This window comes from Vibrio sp. 3-2(1), from assembly GCF_963887575.1.
In the GTDB taxonomy this organism is placed as follows: Bacteria; Pseudomonadota; Gammaproteobacteria; order Enterobacterales; family Vibrionaceae; genus Vibrio; species Vibrio anguillarum.
The window spans coordinates 164,627-186,183 of record NZ_CAWPGB010000011.1 but is presented as its reverse complement, the minus strand read 5'-3'; the positions used below and the strand labels follow the sequence as shown (position 1 = coordinate 186,183).

Sequence of the window (21,557 nt, the reverse complement as noted above, 5' to 3'; positions counted from 1 at the left end):
TAAATGAATAAATGAGGAACTCTGTGATGAACAAAACGGTACTTGTTGTAGATGATTCGGCTTCAATTCGGCAGGTTGTGAGTATGACCTTAAAAGGAGCAGGCTATCAGACGATCGAAGCTCATGATGGTAAAGATGCATTATCCAAATTGGCCGGGAATCGTGTTCATTTGGTCATCAGCGACGTAAATATGCCGAATATGGATGGCATTACCTTACTTAAAGAGCTGAAGCAAAGGCCAGACACAAAATTTACGCCGGTGATTATGCTCACAACTGAATCTGAGGCATCGAAGAAAGAACAGGGTCGTGCTGCGGGTGCGAAAGCTTGGGTTGTAAAACCCTTTGCACCTGAACAGATGCTTGCCGCCGTAGCAAAACTGATCCAAGCCTAAGGGGGGATTATGCTGACTCCACACCAAACCGATGAGCAATTAATGTTAAAACTTGACGGTGAACTGACGATTTATGAGGCTCGAAATTTGTTTGAGCAGCTGACCCCTTTTGTGTCTCATAGCGAGAAGATCGCCATTGAACTTTCCCAAGTCACTGCTCTGGACAGCAGTTGCGTACAAGTATTGATGGCATTTAAAAAAGCAAGAATAGAACAGGGATGTGAACTGATTCATCACAGTGAAGTCGTGGTGGATGTGCTGGGTAAACTGGGGCTAGTGGGATGGTTTCATGACCCTATCGTTCTTTCGAGTTCACAATAAGACAAAGTGACAAGCTAATGACGAAGCCCCAGGGAGATACTATGGACGAAATGATGGCTGCGGCGCTCCAAACTTATTTTAATGAGAGTAGGGAGTTGCTTGAAGGGATGGAATCTGACCTTCTTGAACTGGATAGCGGGAATCTTGATGGCTTAAATGAGCGATTAAACGCAATTTTCCGAGCAGCGCATACTGTAAAAGGCTCAGCAGGGATATTTAACTTAAATGAGATCGTTCGTTTTACTCATAAAGTAGAAAGCTTGCTTGATTTATTGCGCTCAGAACAACTTAAGTTGCATGAAAAGCATATTTCCTTGTTGCTTGAGTGCCGCGATCACATGGTGAGCTTGATTGATGATGCTCAAACGGGGCAAGAGTCATCAGAAGATGACGTTACCGGACAGCGCTTAGGAGCCCGATTGTCTGAGTTTTTAGGTCAATCTGAACCAGAAAGTCATTCACCAACCACGGAATCTGAACCTGATCACACCGCACTCGACAATTTCTGCTGGCATATCTCTTTAACTTTCCCGCTTCATGCATTCCAAGATGGTATGGATCCGCTCTCTTTTCTTTCTTATTTAACTACGCTGGGAGAGGTTATTTATATCGAGGCTGTCGACCGAAAATTACCTGATTGGCACAACTTTGATCCGGAATGTTGTTATTTGGGTTTTGAACTGCGCTTCTATTCGCCGGCATCTAAACAACAAATCGAAGACGTGTTTGAATTTATTCGTGAAGAAGGTGACGTTCGCATCTTTCCACCCAGTGCCAAAGTGGGTGACTTCATTGATCACATTCAATCAATGCCCGATGAAAATTATAGAATTGGCGAAATATTAGTTCGTTGTGGCGCGCTCACTGAGACTGAATTGAAGCGTGCATTGCAGCAACAAAGTGAGCGGCGAGAAACGAGTTCGGACGCGATACCCATAGGCGAAATTATCACTCAGGCCGATGCTCAATTAGGACCCGTACTCAATGCGGCAGTCGATAAGCAAAGTAAAGCCCGAGAGGCGCTAACCAAAGAGCAAAAAAGCTTGCGAGTGGATGCTGAAAAGTTAGATACCTTAATTAATTTAGTCGGGGAATTGGTCACCGCAGGTGCCGGCAGTGCATTACAGGCGGAGCTAATTGGCGAAAATGTAATGATTGAATCTGTTGCACGGCTTAATGGCCTTCTCGAAGAAGTCAGAGACGCGGCACTACAGCTTAGAATGGTGGCTATCGGTGCGACATTTGCCCGTTTTCAACGCGTTGTTCGTGATATGGCGAAGGAGCTAAACAAAAGTATTCATCTCACGATTACCGGTGCGGATACCGAATTAGATAAATCAGTGATTGAAAAAATTGGCGATCCTTTAATGCATTTAGTGCGCAATGCGATTGACCACGGCATTGAAACAGAGGAAGAGCGTGTCGCAAATGGTAAACCTTCTCACGGCACCATCACGCTCAATGCTTACCATGACTCAGGCAATATAGTGATCGATGTGAGCGATGACGGAAAAGGGCTCAACAGCGAAAAATTGCGCGCAAAAGCGATTGAAAAAGGGCTACTTGATGAAAACCAACTCGTGAGCGATGACGAGATTTTTCAGCTCATTTTTGAGCCCGGCTTTTCAACGGCCCAGCAGGTTTCCAATATTTCAGGTCGCGGTGTCGGTATGGACGTAGTGAAGCGAAATATTACCGATTTGCGAGGTCGAGTAGAGATTCACAGCCTACTTAATCGAGGAACAACTATCCGCATTGTATTGCCGCTCACACTCGCGATCATTGATGGTTTCCTAATTGAAGTGAGTAGCGAAACCTTCGTTGTGCCGTTGGATGCCGTTCAAGAATGCGTCGAACTTGATGACCAGTGGCTCAAAGATGGCCAAGGCAAACCTTATATTAATCTCAGGGGACAAGTGCTGCCTTTAATTGATTTAAGAGTGCAATTTAACCTCACTGCGCGTCGCTCAAAACGCCAAAATGTGGTGGTGGTCAGTAGTGCGGGGCAAAGTGCTGGTTTGATCGTGGATAATTTGTTGGGGGAATTACAAACCGTAATTAAGCCACTTGGGCCGATTTTTTCACGGGTTAAAGGAATCAGCGGTTCGACTATTTTGGGCAGCGGGGATATTGCTCTTATCTTAGATATCGCCAGTTTATCGCAACATATTATGAAGGAAGAGTCGAAGCATCGCTTATTGGCAATGCACTAACTTGGCTCAATTACATCGTCAGAAAGGAATAGGCTATGTTTAAAAATATTTCAGTTAAATTCAAACTAAGTATGCTAGTTGGCATCTTAAGTTTGTTACTCATTGTAGTCGGATCACTCGGGCTTTATGGCATGCAAAAAACACTGCATGGGCTAGAAACGGTCTACTATGACCGAACCGTACCAGCACTGTCTATCGGTGACATTAAATCTCGTCTTCTGAGCAATCGTATAGCGCTGGCTTTCTCACAACTGTACCCAGAAGCGGATATTATTCGTGCTCAGATTGAGACGGTTGAGAACCACCTCAAAGTGATTGATGACAAATGGGGCAAATACAAGTTAACTAAATTAACCAAGGAGGAGGCTGAATTAGCAACACAATTTGAAGAACAAAATAAAGTCTTTGTTGAGCAAGCTCTACAGCCCACCATTGATGCTTTGCGACGTTTAGACATTGATGAAGCGACTCGCCTTGCGGTTGATAAAGTGCGCCCACTCTATGCACCCGTTGAAAAAACAGTAAATGCATTAATTCAGCTGCAATCTAATGAAGCGCAGAATGTTTATAACCATGAGGTTGAGCTTTATGACAACCTACAAATAATAGCCATTGGATCAATTATATTGGGGCTACTGTTTGGTATTGGATTTGCGGTTACCTTGATCCGCGGGATCTGTAATCCTTTAGAGCAAGCAGTGTCGCTGGCTAACCGACTCGCTGTGGGTGATTTAACAGGTAAAATTGAAGCGACGTCAGGCGATGAATTGGGTCGCTTGCTTGAAGCCATGCAAAAAATGGTGGCCAAGTTGTCAGACATCGTAGGTGAAGTGAATAGCTCAAGTAATGCATTGGCTTCGGCATCCGAAGAAGTTTCAGCTACCGCTCAGAACTTAAGTCAAGGTGCGAGCGAACAAGCGGCCAGTGTTGAACAGACTACCTCGTCGGTAGAGCAGATGTCAGCCTCAATCGCGCAAAACACTGAAAATGCGAAAGTGACTGATAGCATGGCAGGTAAAGCGGCTAAAGAAGCGAAAGAAGGTGGAGAAGCGGTAGCTAAAACCGTGTTAGCGATGAAATCGATAGCTGAGAAAATTGGTATTATTGATGATATCGCTTATCAAACTAACTTACTTGCGCTCAACGCCGCAATAGAAGCTGCTAGAGCTGGCGAGCATGGTAAAGGTTTTGCAGTGGTGGCAGCTGAAGTTCGAAAATTGGCAGAGCGCAGTCAGGTTGCTTCTCAAGAAATTGGTGAGGTCGCTAAAAATAGCGTTGGTTTAGCGGAACAAGCCGGAAAACTGCTGGATGAAATGGTGCCTTCTATTCAAAGAACATCCGATTTAGTACAAGAGATCAACGCAGCTTCAATGGAACAGGCAACCGGAGCAACACAGATTAACCAAGCGATGGAGCAGCTCAACAGTATCACGCAACAAAGTGCTTCCGCATCAGAAGAGCTTGCGTCGACCTCTGAAGAGATGAGCAGCCAAGCACAGCAGCTCCAGCAACTAATGACCTTCTTCAAAACAGAAAATAATCGCCGTGAAGCAGCAAATAAATCTTCAGCTCACCACGAGCAGCAGCGCCCTAAACAGAAGAAAGATGTTGAGTTTGTCTCTATGGACGATGAACCTGAGTATGTGCGCTTTTAGTGGCTGGAGGTGAATGTGGCTAATCTTATCCCGGTTGAGGCTAACTCGATGATATTGGCTAAGTCCAATACAGAATTAGCACAAGATCAACAGTACTTAACATTTCAGCTCAATGGTGAAATGTACGCCTTTGCGATTTTGCATGTTAAGGAAATATTAGAGTATGGCAAAGTAACTCAGGTGCCAATGATGCCTGACTACATTCAAGGCATTATTAACTTGCGTGGTGAAGTGGTACCTGTCGTCAACCTAGCTCGGCGTTTTTATCTTAAACCGCAAGAAGTGAATAAAAAGACTTGTGTTGTCATTATCGAAGTGACGAATGAAGAACAGCGTCAAGACCTAGGTGTTATGGTTGACAGTGTTTCTGAAGTCATTGAAATATCAAGTAAGTTTATGAGGCCTGCCCCTAATTTTGGTACCAAGATCCGGACCGAATTTATTTGTGGTATGGCTCAATTCGATGAAGAGTTTGTCATTATTTTAGCGGAGGATAAAGTCCTATCTGTTGAAGAGTTGGCCATGATGGAACAGGTCAAAGAGCAGAATGAACTTGCAAGTTAAGCACAAATCTCAGCAACTTGGGAATTCAGCCATGGAGCAAATGTCCATCATCAGTGATGCAGACTTTGAGTTGTATCGTGGCTGGATATATCAATCTGCAGGTATCGCACTAACACCCAGTAAGAAAGCGTTGGTGGTTGGGCGTTTAAGCGGGCGCTTAAGAGAGCTCGGTATAAGTTCATATCGGGACTATTTTGAGTATTTGACGAAATTTAGCGATCAGCAAGTACGTAAACTTGAACAGCAACGAGCCATCAATTTGCTGACCACCAACGAAACGTACTTTTTCAGAGAAGAGGCCCATTTTGCTTATATCCAGCACCATCTCTTCACTGTATGGGGGAAAAAACAGATCCGTTGCTGGAGCGCAGCAAGCTCGACAGGTGAAGAGGCTTATTCTCTGGCAATGTTATTAGACAGCCGTTACCAAGGAGAATGGCAAATAGTTGGTACCGATATCAATAGTCAAGTGTTGCAAATTGCATCACAAGGTATTTATCCGATGCTACGCCATGAACATATACCGAAAGCCTATCTCAAAACGTATTGCCGAAAAGGCATTGATACCAAGCATGACACATTGAAAATCATTAATTCATTAAGGAAAAAAGTAAAATTCGGATTAGCGAACTTACAAAATCAGTTGGATGAACTTGGTCACTTTGATCTTATTTTTTTACGTAATGTTATGATTTATTTTGATCAAAATACCAAACAAAGAGTCATCAGTAACGTTACGAACCGATTAAAAAGTGGCGGTATTTTATTAATAGGCCACTCTGAAACATTAAACGGACTCAACTGCGATGACTTGCAATTACTGCAGCCGTCTATCTATCAAAAACGAGGGATTCGTGATTAATGGCGAACGAATTTTTACCTAAAACAGAGGCTCTGAACTTGATGCCTGGCGAGATATTCTTTGGTCATCACAGAGGTTGGATTCATACGCTGCTGGGTTCGTGCGTTGCCATTACGTTATGGCATCCAAAAACGCAGTTAGTGGGTATGTGCCATTATCTGTTGAGCCAGCGATCCGCCCTAGGTGAAGAGGCCAAACAACCTGAAGGCTATTATGCTAGCGATGTTGTGGCGTACTTTTCCCTTCAGTGTCGACGACATCAAATCAATCCTAAGGAATGTGTTGTTAAAGTATTTGGAGGTAGCACTATGTTTGCAGGTCACTACAGCAAAGTCGCTTCGATAAATGTTGCACAACAAAATGTGCGACTGGGTATGCAGTTACTGAAAGAGCACGGTTTTCAAGTAAGCCGCAATGATGTGGGTGGAAAGCGTTATCGTAAAGTATTTTTTGATGTCCAAAATGGTGATGTTTGGGTTCAATATGGGCGATCTTCTGCAAGAGAGGTAGCTTATTAATCAGCCATTGAGTGTCGATTTATAGAGGCATTACATGAAAAAAATAAAAGTATTAATCGTGGATGACTCCGCGGTTGTTCGGCAAGTGATCAGCGCTTTGTTGAGTAATGAACCTGATATTGAAGTGCTTACTCCCGCTTCTGATCCCATATTCGCTCAAAAAAAAATGGCTGTTCAATGGCCAGATGTGATTATTTTAGATGTAGAAATGCCTCGTATGGATGGTATTACGTTTCTTAAGCAACTGATGGCGGAGCATCCGACGCCAGTCATCATTTGTTCTACACTGACGGAACGTGGCGCGGAAGTGACTATGCAAGCATTGCAAGCGGGTGCGTTGACGATTATCACTAAACCCAAAGCAGGGTTGAAAGATTTTCTACAAGAAAGTCGGCAGGAAATGTTAAGTGCGGTGCGCGCCGCTGCACAAGCAAAGCTAGAAAATATTGTTAAACCCAAACCTCATGTACTCAAGAAAGTACAGCAAACAATGCCGAATCCGAATCACCCGACATTAACATTGAAAACCACACAAAAAGTGGTAGTGATCGGCACATCTACAGGTGGGACACAAGCTTTAGAAGCGATCTTAACAGCATTGCCAGCAGTCTCTCCGGGGATTGTTATCGTGCAACATATGCCCGAAAAATTTACTGCGATGTTTGCTGACCGGCTCAATGGGCTTTGTCAAATAGAGGTCAGGGAAGCAAAGAATGGCGACCGAGTTCTTCCGGGGTTGGCATTGATCGCTCCAGGTGGCCGTCACATGCAACTGAATCGAAGTGGTGCACATTATCAAGTTGAAATCAAAGATGGCCCCGCAGTTAACAGGCATAAACCATCAGTCGATGTACTTTTTCGCTCAGCGGCAAAACATGTAGGCCCTAACGCTGTCGGTTTTATTTTGACGGGAATGGGAGATGATGGTGCACGAGGTTTGCATGAGTTGAAAGAGAGCGGTGCCTATACAGTTGCACAAGATGAAGCAAGCTGTATCGTTTTTGGTATGCCCAAAGAGGCAATCGAACGTGGTGGTGCTTGTTCGGTGCTACCACTCAATCAAATAGCGCAGGAAATATTGCAACGAGCTTCATCGAGGCACTTATAGATCAGATCTTCATTTATTTTTAGTTGAAACCGACTTGTTGAGACGCTCCCAACAAGTCGTAGTAGTTACTTTTTTAAGCCAATTTGAGATTCGATGGCTTCGGTTTCTATTTCAGGGTGTTCGGCGAGCTTTTCTGAAGCCCATTGATTGATATGCTTCAAAATAGCCGACACGGCATGTTTTTTTGTTGCTTGCTCATTTTCTGCCACATCTAACGCTTGTTTAGGCTTTAAGCCAGTAGCATCTTCTGCGATATGAAGCCAATCAGGATGCCAGTAGTAAGGTTGACCAGAAGGGGTCATCCAGCCATGAACACCGTTTGTTTCACCATTGTACTGCAAATTATCTACATCATTTTTTTTCATATAAGTTCTCGTCATGGATCGATCTGAATACGTGGTTAATGTAACTCGGTTGCATAGCACAATAGAGTGAACATGATCATGTAATTGAACTAAATGTAACAAAGGAAGATGAAATTGAGGTGATTTTGATCTCATGTTTATTTGAAATTCACTCTATTGTTATTGAGAGTGAACACTGATTGTTGGGGAAATAAAAAACCACCGGGTTTAACGTCGGTGGTTTTTACAAAAATCGTGTTTGATTTTTAGAAGTTTGCAGAGCGTGGTGTACGTGGGAAAGGAATCACATCACGCACGTTGCCCATACCGGTCACATAGGATACTAAGCGCTCAAAGCCAAGGCCGAAACCCGCGTGCGGTACAGTACCGTAGCGACGTAAGTCGCGATACCAACTCATGTGTTCAGGATCAATGCCCATTTCAATCATACGCGCATCAAGAACATCTAAACGTTCTTCACGTTGAGAGCCACCGATGATTTCACCAATACCAGGGGCAAGAACATCCATTGCAGCGACAGTTTTACCATCGTCGTTTAGACGCATGTAAAATGCTTTAATGTCTTTAGGGTAGTTCTTGACGATCACAGGCGCTTTGAAGTGCTCTTCAGCAAGGAAGCGCTCGTGTTCAGAAGAAAGATCAATGCCCCATTCAACATCAAATTCAAACTTACGACCTGAATCGATTAGGATCTTCACCGCATCGGTATAGTCTACTTGCGCAAAATCTGAATTAACGAACTGCTCAAGACGAGTAATTGCCTCTTTGTCGATACGCGAAGCAAAAAACTCAAGGTCATCACGACGTTCTTCAAGAACGGCTTTGAAGACATACTTCAGCATATCTTCAGCCAGTTTCGCGACATCGTTTAGATCAGCAAACGCGACTTCTGGCTCTACCATCCAAAATTCTGCAAGGTGGCGGCTCGTGTTTGAATTTTCAGCACGGAACGTTGGGCCAAAAGTGTACACTTTGCTTAATGCACAAGCATACGCTTCGGCATTTAACTGTCCTGAAACTGTAAGAAATGTCTCTTTGCCGAAGAAGTCTTCATTGAAATCGACATTGCCTTGCTCAGTACGAGGAAGGTTAGCGAAATCCAGCGTTGAAACACGGAACATCTCACCCGCACCTTCTGCATCAGAAGCGGTAATCAGCGGCGCTGACATCCAGAAATAACCTTGCTCGTGGTAAAAGCGGTGGATGGCTTGAGAAAGGGAGTTGCGTACACGAGCCACTGCGCCAATCACGTTGGTACGTGGGCGAAGATGCGCCACTTCACGAAGATATTCAATTGAATGGCGAGTTTTTGCCATTGGGTAGGTTTCAGCATCTTCAACCCAGCCAACAACCTTCACCTCAGTTGCTGCAAGTTCAAATGCTTGACCAGAAGCAGGGGACTCAACAATCTTACCTGTTACTTCGACAGAGCAGCCAGTAGTGAGCTTTAGCACTTCGTCATTGTAATTATTCAGATTATTAGGGACCACGGCCTGAATCGGGTCGAAACAAGAGCCGTCATAAATGGCAAGAAAAGAGATTCCAGCTTTGGAATCACGACGAGAACGAATCCAGCCTCGGACAGTCACTTCACTGTCAACGGCCAGCTTACCGCTCAATACGTCTGTTACAGGCGCGTAAGTCATGTTTGATATAGTCTCCATTGAGGTAAAAATTCAACCCAATGTTCAAAGGTATTCTCACTCTATAAAGTGGACAAAAAACAAGCGAAACATTGGGTTGCTTATTACTTTTTAATTCAATGGCACATATTACCTGTCAATTCGTTCGCATCAACCTTTATTGTCGATTCGTGGCCGAATTCTTAGCAGAAAGCGTAAATTGATTCATCAATGTTTCTAAGCGCTGCGATAGCTGTTTTAAATTGACGCTGATTTCTCGGGTTTGCGTTGCCGATTGAGACGTATCATCAGCATGTCGAGTAATGACTTCGATCTTCCCTTGAATTTCTTGGCTGACTTGTGTGGTCGTTCGTGTTTGATCTTGAATATTGTTTGCATGATCAAGCACCTGCTGCATCTCTTGTACGGCATTACTCATTGCGGAAGATAAAACTTCGACTTCATTTGAACGTTGATGCGCATGTGAGCAGACCAAATCAACTGAGGTGAGCGATGTTTCACTGTCACGTTGGAATTGAGCGATGATTTTCTCAATGTTTCCAGTCGCTTCTGCCGTTCGTGAGGCGAGTTTTCGCACTTCATCGGCCACGACCGCAAAGCCTCTTCCTTGTTCACCCGCTCGTGCTGCTTCAATCGCCGCGTTTAAAGCCAGCAAATTAGTTTGTTCGGCGATACTTTTAATCGTTTCAAGAATGGAGGAAACCAGCCCTGTCTGATTATTAAGTTCAGAAATTTTATCTTTCACGGACTCGATATCGCTCACTAAACCTTTGATATCAGAGCTAGCTGTATGTGCTTGCTGTGCACTTTGTTGAGCGACGTTAGCGGTATGTTTGATAAGCTTTGATGCATCAACGGTAGCTTGATTAACCGTCTGTTGTTGAGATTGCATCTCTTCAATATTTAGCTGGACGTCAGAGGTTTCACGCTGCTGATTTTTTGCCGCTTGGTTAGTTGTTTGTGCTACGTCGGTTAGCTGGTTTGCTGAATCGGCAAGCGAATGAGAGGTTTCTTGCACTTTTGCCAAACTGTCCGAAACCGTGTCCATTAAAGAGTTGATGGAGATCGCGAGTTGTCCGAGTTCATCTTTTTTGGTGCTGATAAGTCGTTTTGATAAATCTTTGCTCTTACTGATTTCACACATGAATCGTGACGTATGCTGGATAGGGCGAACAATCATCTTGCGGATCAAAAAAAGCGTGATCATAAATCCGATAAAGGCAATGGAAGCCATAATAATAACGGCAATGACAGTGTGAGTACTGATCATTTGGTTTACATGGCTCAGGTTATATTCAAGACGAATAGCTCCTAAAACGGTTCCTTCTTCCACCATATGACAAGATACACAGTTTGTGCCTCGGTAATCTAGGCTTGATTTCATCGGTAAGGCGACGACCAATCCTTTCCCCCAGGAAGCATTGAATGGTTCAATGACGGTTTCCCCGGCCAGTGCGCGTTTATCTATCTCGTCCATTGGCTTTTGATTTTCTTTTCCAGGACCATAAAGTTTACTGACCGCCTCTGAACGTAATACTCGCACCTGTTCAATACCATCTTGCGCGAGTGCCTTTTGGCGTAAGGTCTCTTTCTGAGCCATGGTACCAGTCAACATCATCATATTGAGGCTATCAAAGTAGTTACTCGCTTTATCGTGTAACTGCTCGCTCAACACCGAATTGAGAAGGTCACGTTGTTGTATATATTGATAGCTCGTTGACACCGTTAATACAAAAGCAAAAACGGTGATGAGCGTAAGTAGCAATTTAGACGTAATTGTTGAGTTCATGATAATTTTATTATTATTGAGAGGGTGACAGTGTAAATATAGCGTTAATATGCACTAGTGCAAAAGTTGTAGTCTTTGGAGTGTGACCCTATACATATTATAGGTTTAACAAATGTGATGTGGCACGTCATGATTCCCTATTAATGCTTAAAATATCACTCAAAGGCGTGGGATTTTCCGTTGTATCACCGTGATAAATTGTACGGTTTCATCTGTCTTGCAATGTAAACAAAGCTGTCTAGAAACTTGTTTCGTGAGTCTATATTCCTTAGTATTGCCTCTCTTTTAAAAGCTTGAGAACCAAGATGAAAACAGAATTATACAAAGAGTTTATGTTTGAAGCCGCGCATCGCTTACCTCATGTACCTGCAGGGCATAAGTGCGGCCGTTTACATGGGCACTCTTTTTTAGTTCGTCTGTATGTAGAAGGTGAGGTCGATCCTCATACTGGTTGGGTGATTGATTTTTCTGAAATTAAAGCGATATTTAAACCTATTTATGATCGTTTAGATCACTATTACTTGAATGACATTGAAGGGTTAGAGAACCCAACCAGTGAAGTGCTTGCGAAATGGATTTGGCAACAATTAAAGCCAAGCTTACCACTGCTCAGCAAAGTTGAAATTAAAGAAACCTGCACGGCGGGTTGTATTTATAAAGGCTAATACCAGCAGATAATTCCCAACAATAAACAATAAACAATAAATAACAAGTAGATAGGCACTACTATCGCGCCTATCTACTTACCCAAAATAAAGAGCCTAATAACCCCAAATTTGGCTTACATATTCAGGATGATCGATATAGGGATTTCGGTTACCTTGAAATTGATAAACGGCGTCATTGCGCTGGCGTTCTTTAGCACTCACAGGATCTTCTTGGTGCCAACGCTTTAGCATAGCCAGAGCCCAAGCTTCAAAAACCACCGTGCTAGTACCATCAAGTATGGCATCAGCGTTGTCAGTATTTCCTTGCCAGCTGCCGATACGGTTCTCGTAGCGGGTTGCCATGTAAAAATAGGCGCGCGCTAGATCGCCTTTAAATTCATCAATAGGCTCAAATACGGTGCCATTATAACCTAGCGTATTGCTTGCACTGCCAAGTCTTGAACCATTGCTTGAGGTATAAGTGATATGACCAACGTCGCCAAATGGCCAGTTACTGCGTTTTGCATTGACAAAACCATCAGTGGCAAACAAGTGGTGACCGTCGGAATTCATTGGCTCAACGCTGCCCCCAAACCAACTTTTAGGAAATGAGTGTTCCCTATTGTAACAATCGCCTTCTCGTCGATACTGACCACACTGATCGCTGACTTTAGTAAAACTAACACTGTCGTTGTTGTCAGGTTTCTCAGAATAGATATCTAACATTGAACCGTCATTCTCATAGTAGTTATCTATGTCTGCATTTTGTAATAGTGTCCAAATTGCGGAATAACCGCGGCTATTATGATTCTTTATGATGTTGTATAAGGCCGTTTTTAGTTCAAAACCTGTTTTTCCTATCGCGGCTTGATAATAGTCATGGTTAGCGGGAGGTGTTGATTCACCAAGTAATAAGCTGTTTGATTGGTTGTATTGAAATTCTCCACCAGAGGCCAGTATTTCCGAGCCTTTGGCTAAGGAATAAAGGCCATTGCCAGAGCCACAGCAAATACCATCACCATAACTGTCATGGATGGTGAATTGATATTCACCATCCGATAAGCATATTTCTTGGCTATAAGATGTGGAGTCTGAGTAATTATTACTCGCATAAATAATCTGTGAGAGGCTGTTTTTTATTTCCCAACTTGTTTCAGAAGCATATTGATCGGTGGTTAAATTCAGAGTCAGGTTGTGAGCGCGACATGTCACATGGCTTGATGGTTGCTCAGCGTTACTATTTTCTGTCTGCGCACTGGTAAGGGGAGAGCAAAGCAGTGCCAGTAGGATAAGGTATGAAATTTTCGTTGTCATAATTTTCTCATTGGATGGTTAAATCGCAACTAAGATAACCATTTGCTCAGTCAATAAATTAAACCTATATCGCATTTTAATTTGTTATGTATGTGATGTTTCATTATTTATGCAGGAGATCTCACGTTCAGAAGGCTGTGCAAAAAGGTGTTCATAAAAACCTACGCAGTCTGCATATATACAATCTCTTTTCTTACCGCGACTGACACGCTGCCGTTTAGTCAATATCTGTGCGATAAAATTGCCAAAAAAGTTGATCGCTTAATCCTCTCAATGCTCATGAACAATCGTAATCATTCTCTTTCGGTGTGCGTGTTATATTCTTAAGTATCATTGTTTGTGATTGATTTTAATAAAATTATTTATTTTCTGTATGTATTTTCGTTGCGCACTTTTTCGCGTGAATTCTCACTTTCAAGACATCAACCTCATTGGGTTGGAACCCTTATCTCGTTACGGACATAGTGATTCTATCGAAATGAAATTAGGTAACTAATAATGAATCGGTAACCCAGTTGTCTATATCCGGAATCGATTGTTGCTTAACCAGCGCAGATTTCGTGGGTTGCTGCTGCTGAAATTCAGGCACGTCACTATAAACTAAAATGAGCAATCCAATGATGAATAAGAAACCATTAACGCTTCTGGTAGCAGGGCTACTGGGAAGCGCACCCGTTTGGGCGCAAAATGAGCTCACCTTGATCCAGATCGGGGAAAAAATCGTCGAGCGGTTAGAATCGATTAAAGCGACCGCCGAACGTGGAGAAGGGGTGTTTGAACGCAACGGTGAGCGTTGGATCCACTATAAAGGCTTCGATTATCGGCTTAGTTACAAAAATGATCTGCAATTCCCCTTTATACCTTATCAAAGTGGCGATGATACGCCTTATCGCAATGTGATCGATTTTGTCGATCAGAGTTGGGAATTCATGGTGTACGACGGCGGTTTTTATCTGATGAGCCGCGAATTTGGTGTTTACGAATCGGACGAGCAAGGCTGCTTTGTCGAATACATTCCTGCGGCACACGGGTCTAAGCGCGCCGATGGTAGCTACATCTGGCAACGTGATGTCATCTATCGTACCGAAACCTCTGATTGTGGTGCGTTAGTGAAGCCAGAGATTACCTCGTTAACCGTCTCGAGCCTGTCTGATGTCGGTGTGTCATTTGACTGGCTTGGGCAAAATGAAGCCGATAAGACTCAGCTCACCTTAACCAATTTGAGTGATGCGAAGGATGTTCGCCGCTATGATTCGGTTTCTGCGGGCTTTTTTATCGGTGACCTTAAGCCAGGCACATCATATGAGATGGTGTTGAACTCGTGTAATCCAGTGGATTGTGCTGAGCCCAAGGTAGTGCGCTTTACTACTCAAGATGCTCGAGTCGGTTTTGCCGATGAAATCCCAACCCCGAACCATTTGCAAGGCAGTTTAGAGGGTGGGTTGGGCATTACTCAAACCCATACATCAGTCGCGCCGAATAGCAATGAGTTAACTGGTCAAGGTCATTTGGACGTGATCATGAACCGTGAAGCGATGCTGCTGTTTACCCCGCAACAAGGGGAAGAGATTAACCAAGTCCGCGCCGAAGTATTCCTCGATGGCGAATTAGTTCACAGCGCATTAATGCTACCACCGAGTGCATTAGCAGCCTCGGATCAGCCGGACAATGGTCGTATGAAGGTGGTGTTCTCTCATCACGCTTGGTCACTGCCGCTGCAATGGAACTGGATGAAGCCGGAGCTCTCACTGCGCTTGACCGACAACTTAGGCCGTGAAGGTGTGCTCAGCCAAGGAGACATCCAGTTTGGTGGTGCGCCTGAGTTGGTGATTCAAAATATCGACATGGGCATGCTGACTCAACCGCGTAACCACAATACGATGATTCAAAATCTTCCAACTTTGGCCGCGGATTATTTCCAAAAAATACCCGCGTCTAAATTGGTGATGGCTGACTACACTCCTGCCTATTTCCCTGTTGTCACTATGCCAAATGGTGTGGTGTACACCGATAAGAGTGCGAGTACGGGTGGTTGGCACAGCGGCGATATGCGTGAAGCGATCGGTAAAGCGTTGGTCTCTACAGGTGTTAACAACGCCAACGTCGGCATTGTGAGTAGTGCGGGTTATTCGCAGCAATACAACCGCCGCTACAACCACATTACCGCACACACCAACGTCGGGGTGTATACCAAAGAAGGTACAGATTTAGCTCAAGTTGTGGTTCATGGCGGCAGTGGCGGTGGCGGTAAAGTAACCCTGCAAAATACTACCGGCAATGAATGGTCCCATGAACTGGGCCATAACTATGGGCTTGGCCACTACCCATATATGGCGTCGATTCACGATATGGAATCTGGCTGGGGTTGGGATGCGTTCCAGCAACGCTTTATCGGTAACCTGCACTGGAAAGGCGATGTCTACACCCAACAGCAAGGTGACGATATTGTACCGCCGTTTAAAGATGCTTTCCGTTTCCTGCGTGATGCGCAAAATGGCGGTGAACAAGAGTACGTTGGCACCATCAGCCGCTTTACCTTGGAGCATCCGGCTCAGTCGCGCAAAGCACAGCGTTGGATGAACAACGGTTTTAACCTTGATAGCAACAGCCCAAGCGGTTATGTGCAGTGGGATCAGAGTACCCAACGTTATAAAGCGGTAGAAACCGATACACCGAAACCGCAGCAAGTGGGCGTACCCGTAGTTACTTTATTGGGGATTTACGATCCGCAGAATGAGAACCCTAGCCAAATCTATCCTCTGGTTTACTCGAATTATGGCAACGTGTTTGAGCCGCCACAGCCAGAGCAAGGGGATTATCAGTTGGAAGGTTGGCAAGCGGTGGCGAACCTGACTCAGGCACAGCTCGATAGCGATATTTGGCAAACATTACGCATAGATGGTGAGCAGCAACGTTTGTGTAAGTTTACTTTCCAAGCGGCCAATAGCGATAGATCGCAGTTTGTCGGTGGAGTTGAACCCAGTACCGACCGTTGTTCTGTTGGACGCGATGTGACATGGAACATCAACGTGAACATGACTTCTGCACAAGGCGAGTATGAACTGCTTTCCAAGTATGGTCGCGGAACGGTGACTTACACACCGACGGCCGATGTCGGTGAAGTGAGCCTATGTACACTCAATAAGTCTGGAAATGATCACGATGGAGCTGGATTTGTCGTTGGTAATCACTGTGAACAGGTTGCAGGTGTGATGCATAAAAATGGCCAAACGTGGCGCTATGCCATTCGTGGCGATGAAGTGTTGCGTCCTACTTACCAGGTTCAGGGCCAGTGTCAGTTGGATGTTGAATTTGCAGATGGGATCCGCGAACAGGTGCGATTGAGTGCTTCTCGCCACGCTGGCAATGAAAGTAACAAGTTCCACGTTAACTTATCGATGGAGAATGGAGTACCAACTCAAGTGAGCTTGCACTGTTCGGATCGCGGTGGTGAAACAGAACTGACTCGAATGACGCCAGATCAGAACCCGCCGCTGGATAAGCTCAAAGGCCCAATCATCATTGGCCAAGAGTACGGTTACAGCCAAGTGGTCGATATGACACCAACCTTCGCGCAGAATGAAACTCTGCTGAACACGGATTTTGCGACGATCGCTGAGTTTGATGCTTTTGTGGCCGAACACTATGGGCGTGGCGTTCTAAACAATGGCGTGACGAAAGCGGAGCGCCGAGCGGGGGCATTGTATGTCCACCCGAACCCAGAAACGGGCATGCGTGATTACTTTGTAATGCGTATGGTAGATGCTGGCGCATTCCCGGCCGATCAAACCAGTAATCAAGGTTGGAAATACCTAGGTTCGGCAGATCGCTATGTGAACTTTGCTTTCAACCCAATCAAGCTCAATAGAGCGGCTGGTGTGAGCATTGAAGCGCGTGTACAAAGCTATTTTGGTGTATCTCGCTTATTGACATGGGATGAGCGTACCTCAACCACTTGGGATAAGGCGCAAAATGCGGTGTTTGTTGGGCAAATCGATGGTGAAAACCATTACTTTATCCAAAAACGCCCAGGAGAGGGGGAAGCTTTCCCGATGCTCGGAGAGTCAAACCTAGATTGGGTTTACCTTGGCAGCGACAGCACCATTCAAGCTTATCTTTCGGAATTAAATCGTGATTTAGCAATCTTTGAACGTTCGTTACTGGAGTGGTATCAACAAGATGCGATGGGCGTGTGGGGTAGTGATGGCCAGCGTGGTCAAGTGAACGATATTTATCAATACGCTTTCCGTGGCGGCTATCATTATTACCGCTTGAAAGTGACTAAGTACGGTTATTTCCCTTACCCAACCGATCCCAATCCAACCAACAGCAACTGGGAATATCTCGGTCAGTTTTAAGTTCCTCACTGGATCGTGAGGTAAAATGCGCCACTCGCTGTTAAGCGAGTGGCGTTAAGTTTTAATGAACGAGGTTTTTAAATAGATAGGTGCTCGTTAGCAAACGACTTTAATCGCTAAACCACCTTGGGACGTTTCACGATATTTGGCGTTCATATCTTTACCTGTCTCAAGCATGGTTTCGATCACTTTATCAAGCGAAACACGAGGTGCCGATGAGCGGCGTAGCGCCATCCGCGTTGCGTTGATCGCTTTCACTGCAGCAATACCATTGCGCTCGATACAAGGCACTTGTACTTGTCCCGCGACAGGGTCACAGGTTAAGCCCAAGTTATGCTCCATCGCAATTTCAGCGGCCATGCAAACTTGTTCGGGGCTTCCACCCATCAGTTCTGCAAGGCCCGCGGCTGCCATCGAACAGGCAACACCTACTTCACCTTGACAACCCACTTCCGCACCAGAAATAGAAGCGTTACGTTTGTAAAGCCCACCGATAGCGCCAGAGGCGGCAAAGTAACGGATATAGTCTTTTTCAGTAACGGTCTGAATGAATTTATCATAATAGGCTAACACTGCAGGAATAATACCGCATGCGCCATTAGTAGGTGCTGTCACCACACGCCCACCCGCGGCATTTTCTTCGTTCACTGCAAAAGCGTACATGTTTACCCAGTCAACGACCGCCATTGGGTCGTTGGTGGTTTTTTCTGAGGTCATTAACTGTTGACGAAGTGCTGCTGCTCGGCGTGGAACACGAAGAGGCCCTGGTAAGATACCTTCAGTATTCATACCGCGGTCCATACATTCGCGCATGGTTTTCCAAATATTGGCAAAGTAAGTACGAACTTCTTCATCAGAATGCAGTGCTTTTTCGTTAGCCATAACCAGTGTACTGATGGAAAGACCACTCTCTTTGCATTGGTTCATCATCTCGTCAGCGCTAGTGAAGACATAAGGAACTTTAATAGGGTTCTCTTTTTCTTTACCAAAGTTCTCTTCATCAACGATAAAACCACCGCCGATAGAGTAGTAGGTTTTTGAGTAAACGACCTCATCATCGATCCACGCGTGGATCTGCATGCCGTTTTCGTGCAAGGACAAATTCGTTTTGTGGAAATTCATTCCACCTTCTTTAGGAAACGATACGGTATGACAGTGCATACCAACGGGAAGACGCTCGGTTTCTTCAACGCGTGCGATAAAGCCTGGAATAGCATCGATATCAACTTTCTCAGGGGTATTACCAGCAAGACCCATGATGATAGCGATATCTGTGTGGTGACCTTTCCCTGTCAGTGATAATGAACCATAAACGTCCACGGTGATTTTAGTGATGTCGCGCAATTTTCCCATTGAACGTAAATCATCAATAAACTCTTTACCCGCTTTCATTGGTCCCACTGTGTGTGAGCTTGAAGGACCAACACCGATTTTATAGATATCAAATACACTAATCATATCGATTACCTCAAAAGTAAGCCCCCCTAGCTAAGAGGGAGGCTCATTATTATAGTTATGTTCTGTATGCAGTATTCATGACGGTTGATATAACCACCAGATTAAAGAGCGCCGTAGATTACAGAAGTAATAGCAGCAAGACCACAGATAGTTGTGAAAATCTGTACTGGTGCTGAAGTCTTGAACTTCGCCATTGCAGGGATCTTGTGCATTGCAAATACAGGCAGCAGGAACAAGATGCCAGCAATCATCGGTGCGCCCATGGTTTCAATCATGCCTAGGATGCTTGGGTTTACAATCGTTACGATCCAAGTTGTCAACACGATGAAGATCAGTGACATTTTTTCAATCTTGCTTACTGAGCTATTTGAGCGAGATTTAATCAAACCAACTAGGCCTTCATGTGCCCCTAAAAAGTGACCAAAGTAGCTAGAGGTAATCGCTGCAAAGGCAACAAGAGGACCCATGTAAGAGATGATTGGTGATTCATGGATGTTTGCTAGGTAAGAAAGCACAGAAATGTTTTGCTCTTTTGCTAACGCGAGTTGCTCTGGCGACAGAGACAGCACAACAGAGAACACGAAGAACATCACAAAACCCATCAGCATCATGGCCGAGCCACCAGTGATCATATCGGTTTTCTTAACCGCGTTGTCACCATGTTGTAGGCGTTGCTCTTTAGAGAACTGGCTAATGATTGGGCTGTGGTTGAATGAAAACACGATGATAGGAATTGCAAGCCAAACGATGGTTGGCATCGCAGACCAATCAGGTGCGACTTCAATCATAGAGGTGTTCCACTCTGGAATAAGGTAGAAAGAAAGTGCTAATAAAATGAAAACCAATGGATACACCATGGCAGACGTTGCTTTTAGCATCAGCTCTTTACCAAATACTACGCCAGCCGTCATTGCCACAATCAGCGCACCAGAAAGTAACCAACGAGGAATCGATTCCATGCCAACTTGGTTAACAAGGAAGGAATCAACGGTGTTTGTGATACCAACGCCGTAGATAAGAACGATAGGGTAGATGGCGAAAAAGTATGCGAACGTAATAAGGTTTGCGCCAGTTTTACCAAAATGCTCTTCTACTGTGTCAGTAATATCAGAATCAACATTTTTTGAAGAAAGAACAAAGCGAGCTAAGCCTTTATGTGCGAACCAAGTCATTGGCGCCGCAATTAGGGCTAACATTACTAATGGCCAAAAACCACCCGCACCAGCTTTAATTGGAAGGAAAAGTACACCGGCACCAACGGCTGTACCAAAAAGTGAAAGACACCAAGTGAAATCTTTATAAGTCCACTTGCTAGAGGATTGTACGGCAGATGCCGACGAAGTTGTTGTGTTCATATTGTATTACTCATTTTTGGGAACAGGAAATAAGTCGAGCGCATTTTGCATAATTTTCTCATTCGAAAACTAGATCTAAATCATGTAACGTTCTGGCTTATTGAATGATATGTCAAAAACCCATTTTTGATCACGAAAATGGCGTGCTACATGTGAGTAATGTTAATGATTTGGATTAGTAAAAGTTATCAATATAATGCTTCGATTAACATTTATTCATGCCAAACGTTTGCTTTTGGACGGGATAAGGAAAAATAATCATCCGTGTTATTTAAACTTATGGTTGAATAGTTTGAATATTAATGAGGTTGAATAACTTGTTTTTGCAAAACATGAATGATCTGCGCTGTCATCCCCCAAATAAAATGATGTTGATAAGGGATGGCGAAAACGCGATGTCGTTGATTTTTTACTTGAAATAATTCGCTATAGAGTTTGTTTCGATCAAACAGGTGGTGGGCGGGAACTTCAAATATTTCGTCCACTTCATTGGTATCAATAATGGCCTTGTAATTGGGGTTGATAAAAGCAAGAAAGGGCGTCACTACAAATTTACTGACGGTAACCAATTCAGGCAGTTGCCCAAAAATAGTGATGTCGTTTGCTAGAATTCCAATTTCTTCTCTTACTTCACGAAGCGCAGTGATCTGCAGTGAGCCATCGACTTCCTCATATTTCCCGCCAGGAAAACTGATTTGTCCTGGATGATGTTTAAGGTGCGCAGCTCTTTTGGTTAATACTACGTTTAGGCCATTTGGCCTCTCAACAAAACCAATTAACACCGAAGCCTTACGCAAGGTTTGAGGAGCAAGGTGTGCCACACGACGGATAGATTCTTCATAATAAGGCACAGGTTGTTGCAACTGAAAGCGCTGGATAAGCCGATCTTTTGTCAAGGGGGTCGCAGTCTGTACGCTGTTTCTCTTCATTTTCGTTACCTACTCGAATTTTGCATCTATCTCTTTTTTTAGCCTAGTTCAATAAACCTTGGA

At 44.3% G+C, this 21,557-nt stretch carries 17 protein-coding genes; 10 read left to right on the top strand and 7 right to left on the bottom strand.

The genetic code is table 11. The features are described from left to right. Positions 1 to 11: 11 nt before the first annotated feature. Genes AACQ79_RS03500 through AACQ79_RS03465 form a run of 8 tightly spaced genes read left to right on the top strand, consistent with a single transcriptional unit; the run spans position 12 to position 7,636 of the window. Positions 12 to 395, top strand: coding sequence for a response regulator (locus tag AACQ79_RS03500; RefSeq protein ID WP_013856759.1), 384 nt, complete (start codon positions 12 to 14; stop codon positions 393 to 395). A gap of 9 nt (positions 396 to 404) precedes the next feature. Beyond that, the gene (locus AACQ79_RS03495; RefSeq protein WP_013856760.1) at positions 405 to 716 is read left to right on the top strand and encodes an STAS domain-containing protein; all 312 of its coding nucleotides are present in this window, start codon (positions 405 to 407) and stop codon (positions 714 to 716) included. Positions 717 to 733: 17 nt separating this feature from the next. Next, a complete protein-coding gene (locus AACQ79_RS03490) occupies positions 734 to 2,929 on the top strand; it encodes a chemotaxis protein CheW (protein ID WP_170898433.1) in 2,196 nt (731 codons plus the stop codon). Positions 2,930 to 2,964: 35 nt separating this feature from the next. Further along, positions 2,965 to 4,584, top strand: coding sequence for a methyl-accepting chemotaxis protein (locus tag AACQ79_RS03485; RefSeq protein WP_170898431.1), 1,620 nt, complete (start codon positions 2,965 to 2,967; stop codon positions 4,582 to 4,584). A 15-nt stretch (positions 4,585 to 4,599) separates the two neighbouring features. Beyond that, complete coding sequence (locus AACQ79_RS03480) at positions 4,600 to 5,148, top strand: chemotaxis protein CheW (RefSeq protein ID WP_228209078.1); 549 nt, start codon at positions 4,600 to 4,602, stop codon at positions 5,146 to 5,148. Beyond that, complete coding sequence (locus AACQ79_RS03475) at positions 5,132 to 6,010, top strand: CheR family methyltransferase (protein ID WP_170898429.1); 879 nt, start codon at positions 5,132 to 5,134, stop codon at positions 6,008 to 6,010. The genes AACQ79_RS03480 and AACQ79_RS03475 overlap by 17 nt, the downstream gene beginning before the upstream one ends. Further along, positions 6,010 to 6,528 carry a chemotaxis protein CheD gene (locus AACQ79_RS03470; protein ID WP_013856765.1) on the top strand — a complete coding sequence of 173 codons (519 nt, stop codon included), beginning with the start codon at positions 6,010 to 6,012 and terminating at the stop codon, positions 6,526 to 6,528. The genes AACQ79_RS03475 and AACQ79_RS03470 overlap by 1 nt, the downstream gene beginning before the upstream one ends. A 34-nt stretch (positions 6,529 to 6,562) precedes the next feature. Next, positions 6,563 to 7,636 carry a protein-glutamate methylesterase/protein-glutamine glutaminase gene (locus AACQ79_RS03465; protein ID WP_017044770.1) on the top strand — a complete coding sequence of 358 codons (1,074 nt, stop codon included), beginning with the start codon at positions 6,563 to 6,565 and terminating at the stop codon, positions 7,634 to 7,636. 65 nt (positions 7,637 to 7,701) lie between these two features. On the opposite strand, the gene AACQ79_RS03460 is transcribed toward AACQ79_RS03465, so the two are convergent. The 3 genes from AACQ79_RS03460 to AACQ79_RS03450 all read right to left on the bottom strand — a co-directional run bounded on the left by AACQ79_RS03460 (position 7,702) and on the right by AACQ79_RS03450 (position 11,433). Further along, on the bottom strand, positions 7,702 to 8,001 hold the full coding sequence (locus AACQ79_RS03460) for a hypothetical protein (RefSeq protein ID WP_017043621.1): 300 nt from the start codon (positions 7,999 to 8,001) through the stop codon (positions 7,702 to 7,704). 245 nt (positions 8,002 to 8,246) lie between these two features. Then, positions 8,247 to 9,647, bottom strand: a complete 1,401-nt coding sequence (asnS, locus tag AACQ79_RS03455; RefSeq protein WP_026028293.1) for an asparagine--tRNA ligase — start codon at positions 9,645 to 9,647, stop codon at positions 8,247 to 8,249. Positions 9,648 to 9,801: 154 nt separating this feature from the next. Then, positions 9,802 to 11,433 (bottom strand): methyl-accepting chemotaxis protein, encoded by a 1,632-nt coding sequence (locus tag AACQ79_RS03450; RefSeq protein ID WP_170898427.1) that lies wholly within the window; start codon positions 11,431 to 11,433, stop codon positions 9,802 to 9,804. A gap of 305 nt (positions 11,434 to 11,738) precedes the next feature. Here AACQ79_RS03450 and queD point away from each other — a divergent pair, with 305 nt between their 5' ends. Further along, positions 11,739 to 12,098 (top strand): 6-carboxytetrahydropterin synthase QueD, encoded by a 360-nt coding sequence (queD, locus tag AACQ79_RS03445; RefSeq protein WP_010320709.1) that lies wholly within the window; start codon positions 11,739 to 11,741, stop codon positions 12,096 to 12,098. 96 nt (positions 12,099 to 12,194) lie between these two features. Here the strand turns inward: queD and AACQ79_RS03440 are convergent, their stop codons facing one another. Continuing rightward, positions 12,195 to 13,394 (bottom strand): HNH endonuclease signature motif containing protein, encoded by a 1,200-nt coding sequence (locus AACQ79_RS03440; RefSeq protein ID WP_170898424.1) that lies wholly within the window; start codon positions 13,392 to 13,394, stop codon positions 12,195 to 12,197. A gap of 620 nt (positions 13,395 to 14,014) precedes the next feature. On the opposite strand from AACQ79_RS03440, the gene AACQ79_RS03435 reads away from it, so the two are divergent. Continuing rightward, the gene (locus AACQ79_RS03435) at positions 14,015 to 17,752 is read left to right on the top strand and encodes a M66 family metalloprotease (RefSeq protein WP_170898891.1); all 3,738 of its coding nucleotides are present in this window, start codon (positions 14,015 to 14,017) and stop codon (positions 17,750 to 17,752) included. A gap of 96 nt (positions 17,753 to 17,848) precedes the next feature. Here the strand turns inward: AACQ79_RS03435 and AACQ79_RS03430 are convergent, their stop codons facing one another. The 3 genes from AACQ79_RS03430 to AACQ79_RS03420 all read right to left on the bottom strand — a co-directional run bounded on the left by AACQ79_RS03430 (position 17,849) and on the right by AACQ79_RS03420 (position 21,494). After that, positions 17,849 to 19,210, bottom strand: a complete 1,362-nt coding sequence (locus AACQ79_RS03430; RefSeq protein ID WP_013856773.1) for an L-serine ammonia-lyase — start codon at positions 19,208 to 19,210, stop codon at positions 17,849 to 17,851. A gap of 101 nt (positions 19,211 to 19,311) precedes the next feature. Continuing rightward, on the bottom strand, positions 19,312 to 20,565 hold the full coding sequence (locus AACQ79_RS03425; RefSeq protein ID WP_017047579.1) for an aromatic amino acid transport family protein: 1,254 nt from the start codon (positions 20,563 to 20,565) through the stop codon (positions 19,312 to 19,314). Positions 20,566 to 20,864: 299 nt separating this feature from the next. Beyond that, positions 20,865 to 21,494 carry a CoA pyrophosphatase gene (locus tag AACQ79_RS03420; RefSeq protein ID WP_170898422.1) on the bottom strand — a complete coding sequence of 210 codons (630 nt, stop codon included), beginning with the start codon at positions 21,492 to 21,494 and terminating at the stop codon, positions 20,865 to 20,867. Positions 21,495 to 21,557 lie beyond the last annotated feature (63 nt).

What these genes read in the sequence shown, in the direction of transcription:
- AACQ79_RS03460 (WP_017043621.1), bottom strand. Translation starts at nt 8,001, where the DNA reads ATGAAAAAAAATGATGTAGATAATTTGCAGTACAATGGTGAAACAAAC.
- queD (WP_010320709.1), top strand. Translation starts at nt 11,739, where the DNA reads ATGAAAACAGAATTATACAAAGAGTTTATGTTTGAAGCCGCGCATCGC.
- AACQ79_RS03490 (WP_170898433.1), top strand. Translation starts at nt 734, where the DNA reads ATGACGAAGCCCCAGGGAGATACTATGGACGAAATGATGGCTGCGGCG.
- AACQ79_RS03465 (WP_017044770.1), top strand. Translation starts at nt 6,563, where the DNA reads ATGAAAAAAATAAAAGTATTAATCGTGGATGACTCCGCGGTTGTTCGG.
- AACQ79_RS03440 (WP_170898424.1), bottom strand. Translation starts at nt 13,394, where the DNA reads ATGACAACGAAAATTTCATACCTTATCCTACTGGCACTGCTTTGCTCT.
- AACQ79_RS03430 (WP_013856773.1), bottom strand. Translation starts at nt 19,210, where the DNA reads ATGATTAGTGTATTTGATATCTATAAAATCGGTGTTGGTCCTTCAAGC.
- AACQ79_RS03450 (WP_170898427.1), bottom strand. Translation starts at nt 11,433, where the DNA reads ATGAACTCAACAATTACGTCTAAATTGCTACTTACGCTCATCACCGTT.
- AACQ79_RS03485 (WP_170898431.1), top strand. Translation starts at nt 2,965, where the DNA reads ATGTTTAAAAATATTTCAGTTAAATTCAAACTAAGTATGCTAGTTGGC.
- AACQ79_RS03470 (WP_013856765.1), top strand. Translation starts at nt 6,010, where the DNA reads ATGGCGAACGAATTTTTACCTAAAACAGAGGCTCTGAACTTGATGCCT.
- AACQ79_RS03425 (WP_017047579.1), bottom strand. Translation starts at nt 20,565, where the DNA reads ATGAACACAACAACTTCGTCGGCATCTGCCGTACAATCCTCTAGCAAG.
- AACQ79_RS03435 (WP_170898891.1), top strand. Translation starts at nt 14,015, where the DNA reads ATGAATAAGAAACCATTAACGCTTCTGGTAGCAGGGCTACTGGGAAGC.
- AACQ79_RS03475 (WP_170898429.1), top strand. Translation starts at nt 5,132, where the DNA reads ATGAACTTGCAAGTTAAGCACAAATCTCAGCAACTTGGGAATTCAGCC.
- AACQ79_RS03500 (WP_013856759.1), top strand. Translation starts at nt 12, where the DNA reads ATGAGGAACTCTGTGATGAACAAAACGGTACTTGTTGTAGATGATTCG.
- asnS (WP_026028293.1), bottom strand. Translation starts at nt 9,647, where the DNA reads ATGACTTACGCGCCTGTAACAGACGTATTGAGCGGTAAGCTGGCCGTT.
- AACQ79_RS03420 (WP_170898422.1), bottom strand. Translation starts at nt 21,494, where the DNA reads ATGAAGAGAAACAGCGTACAGACTGCGACCCCCTTGACAAAAGATCGG.
- AACQ79_RS03495 (WP_013856760.1), top strand. Translation starts at nt 405, where the DNA reads ATGCTGACTCCACACCAAACCGATGAGCAATTAATGTTAAAACTTGAC.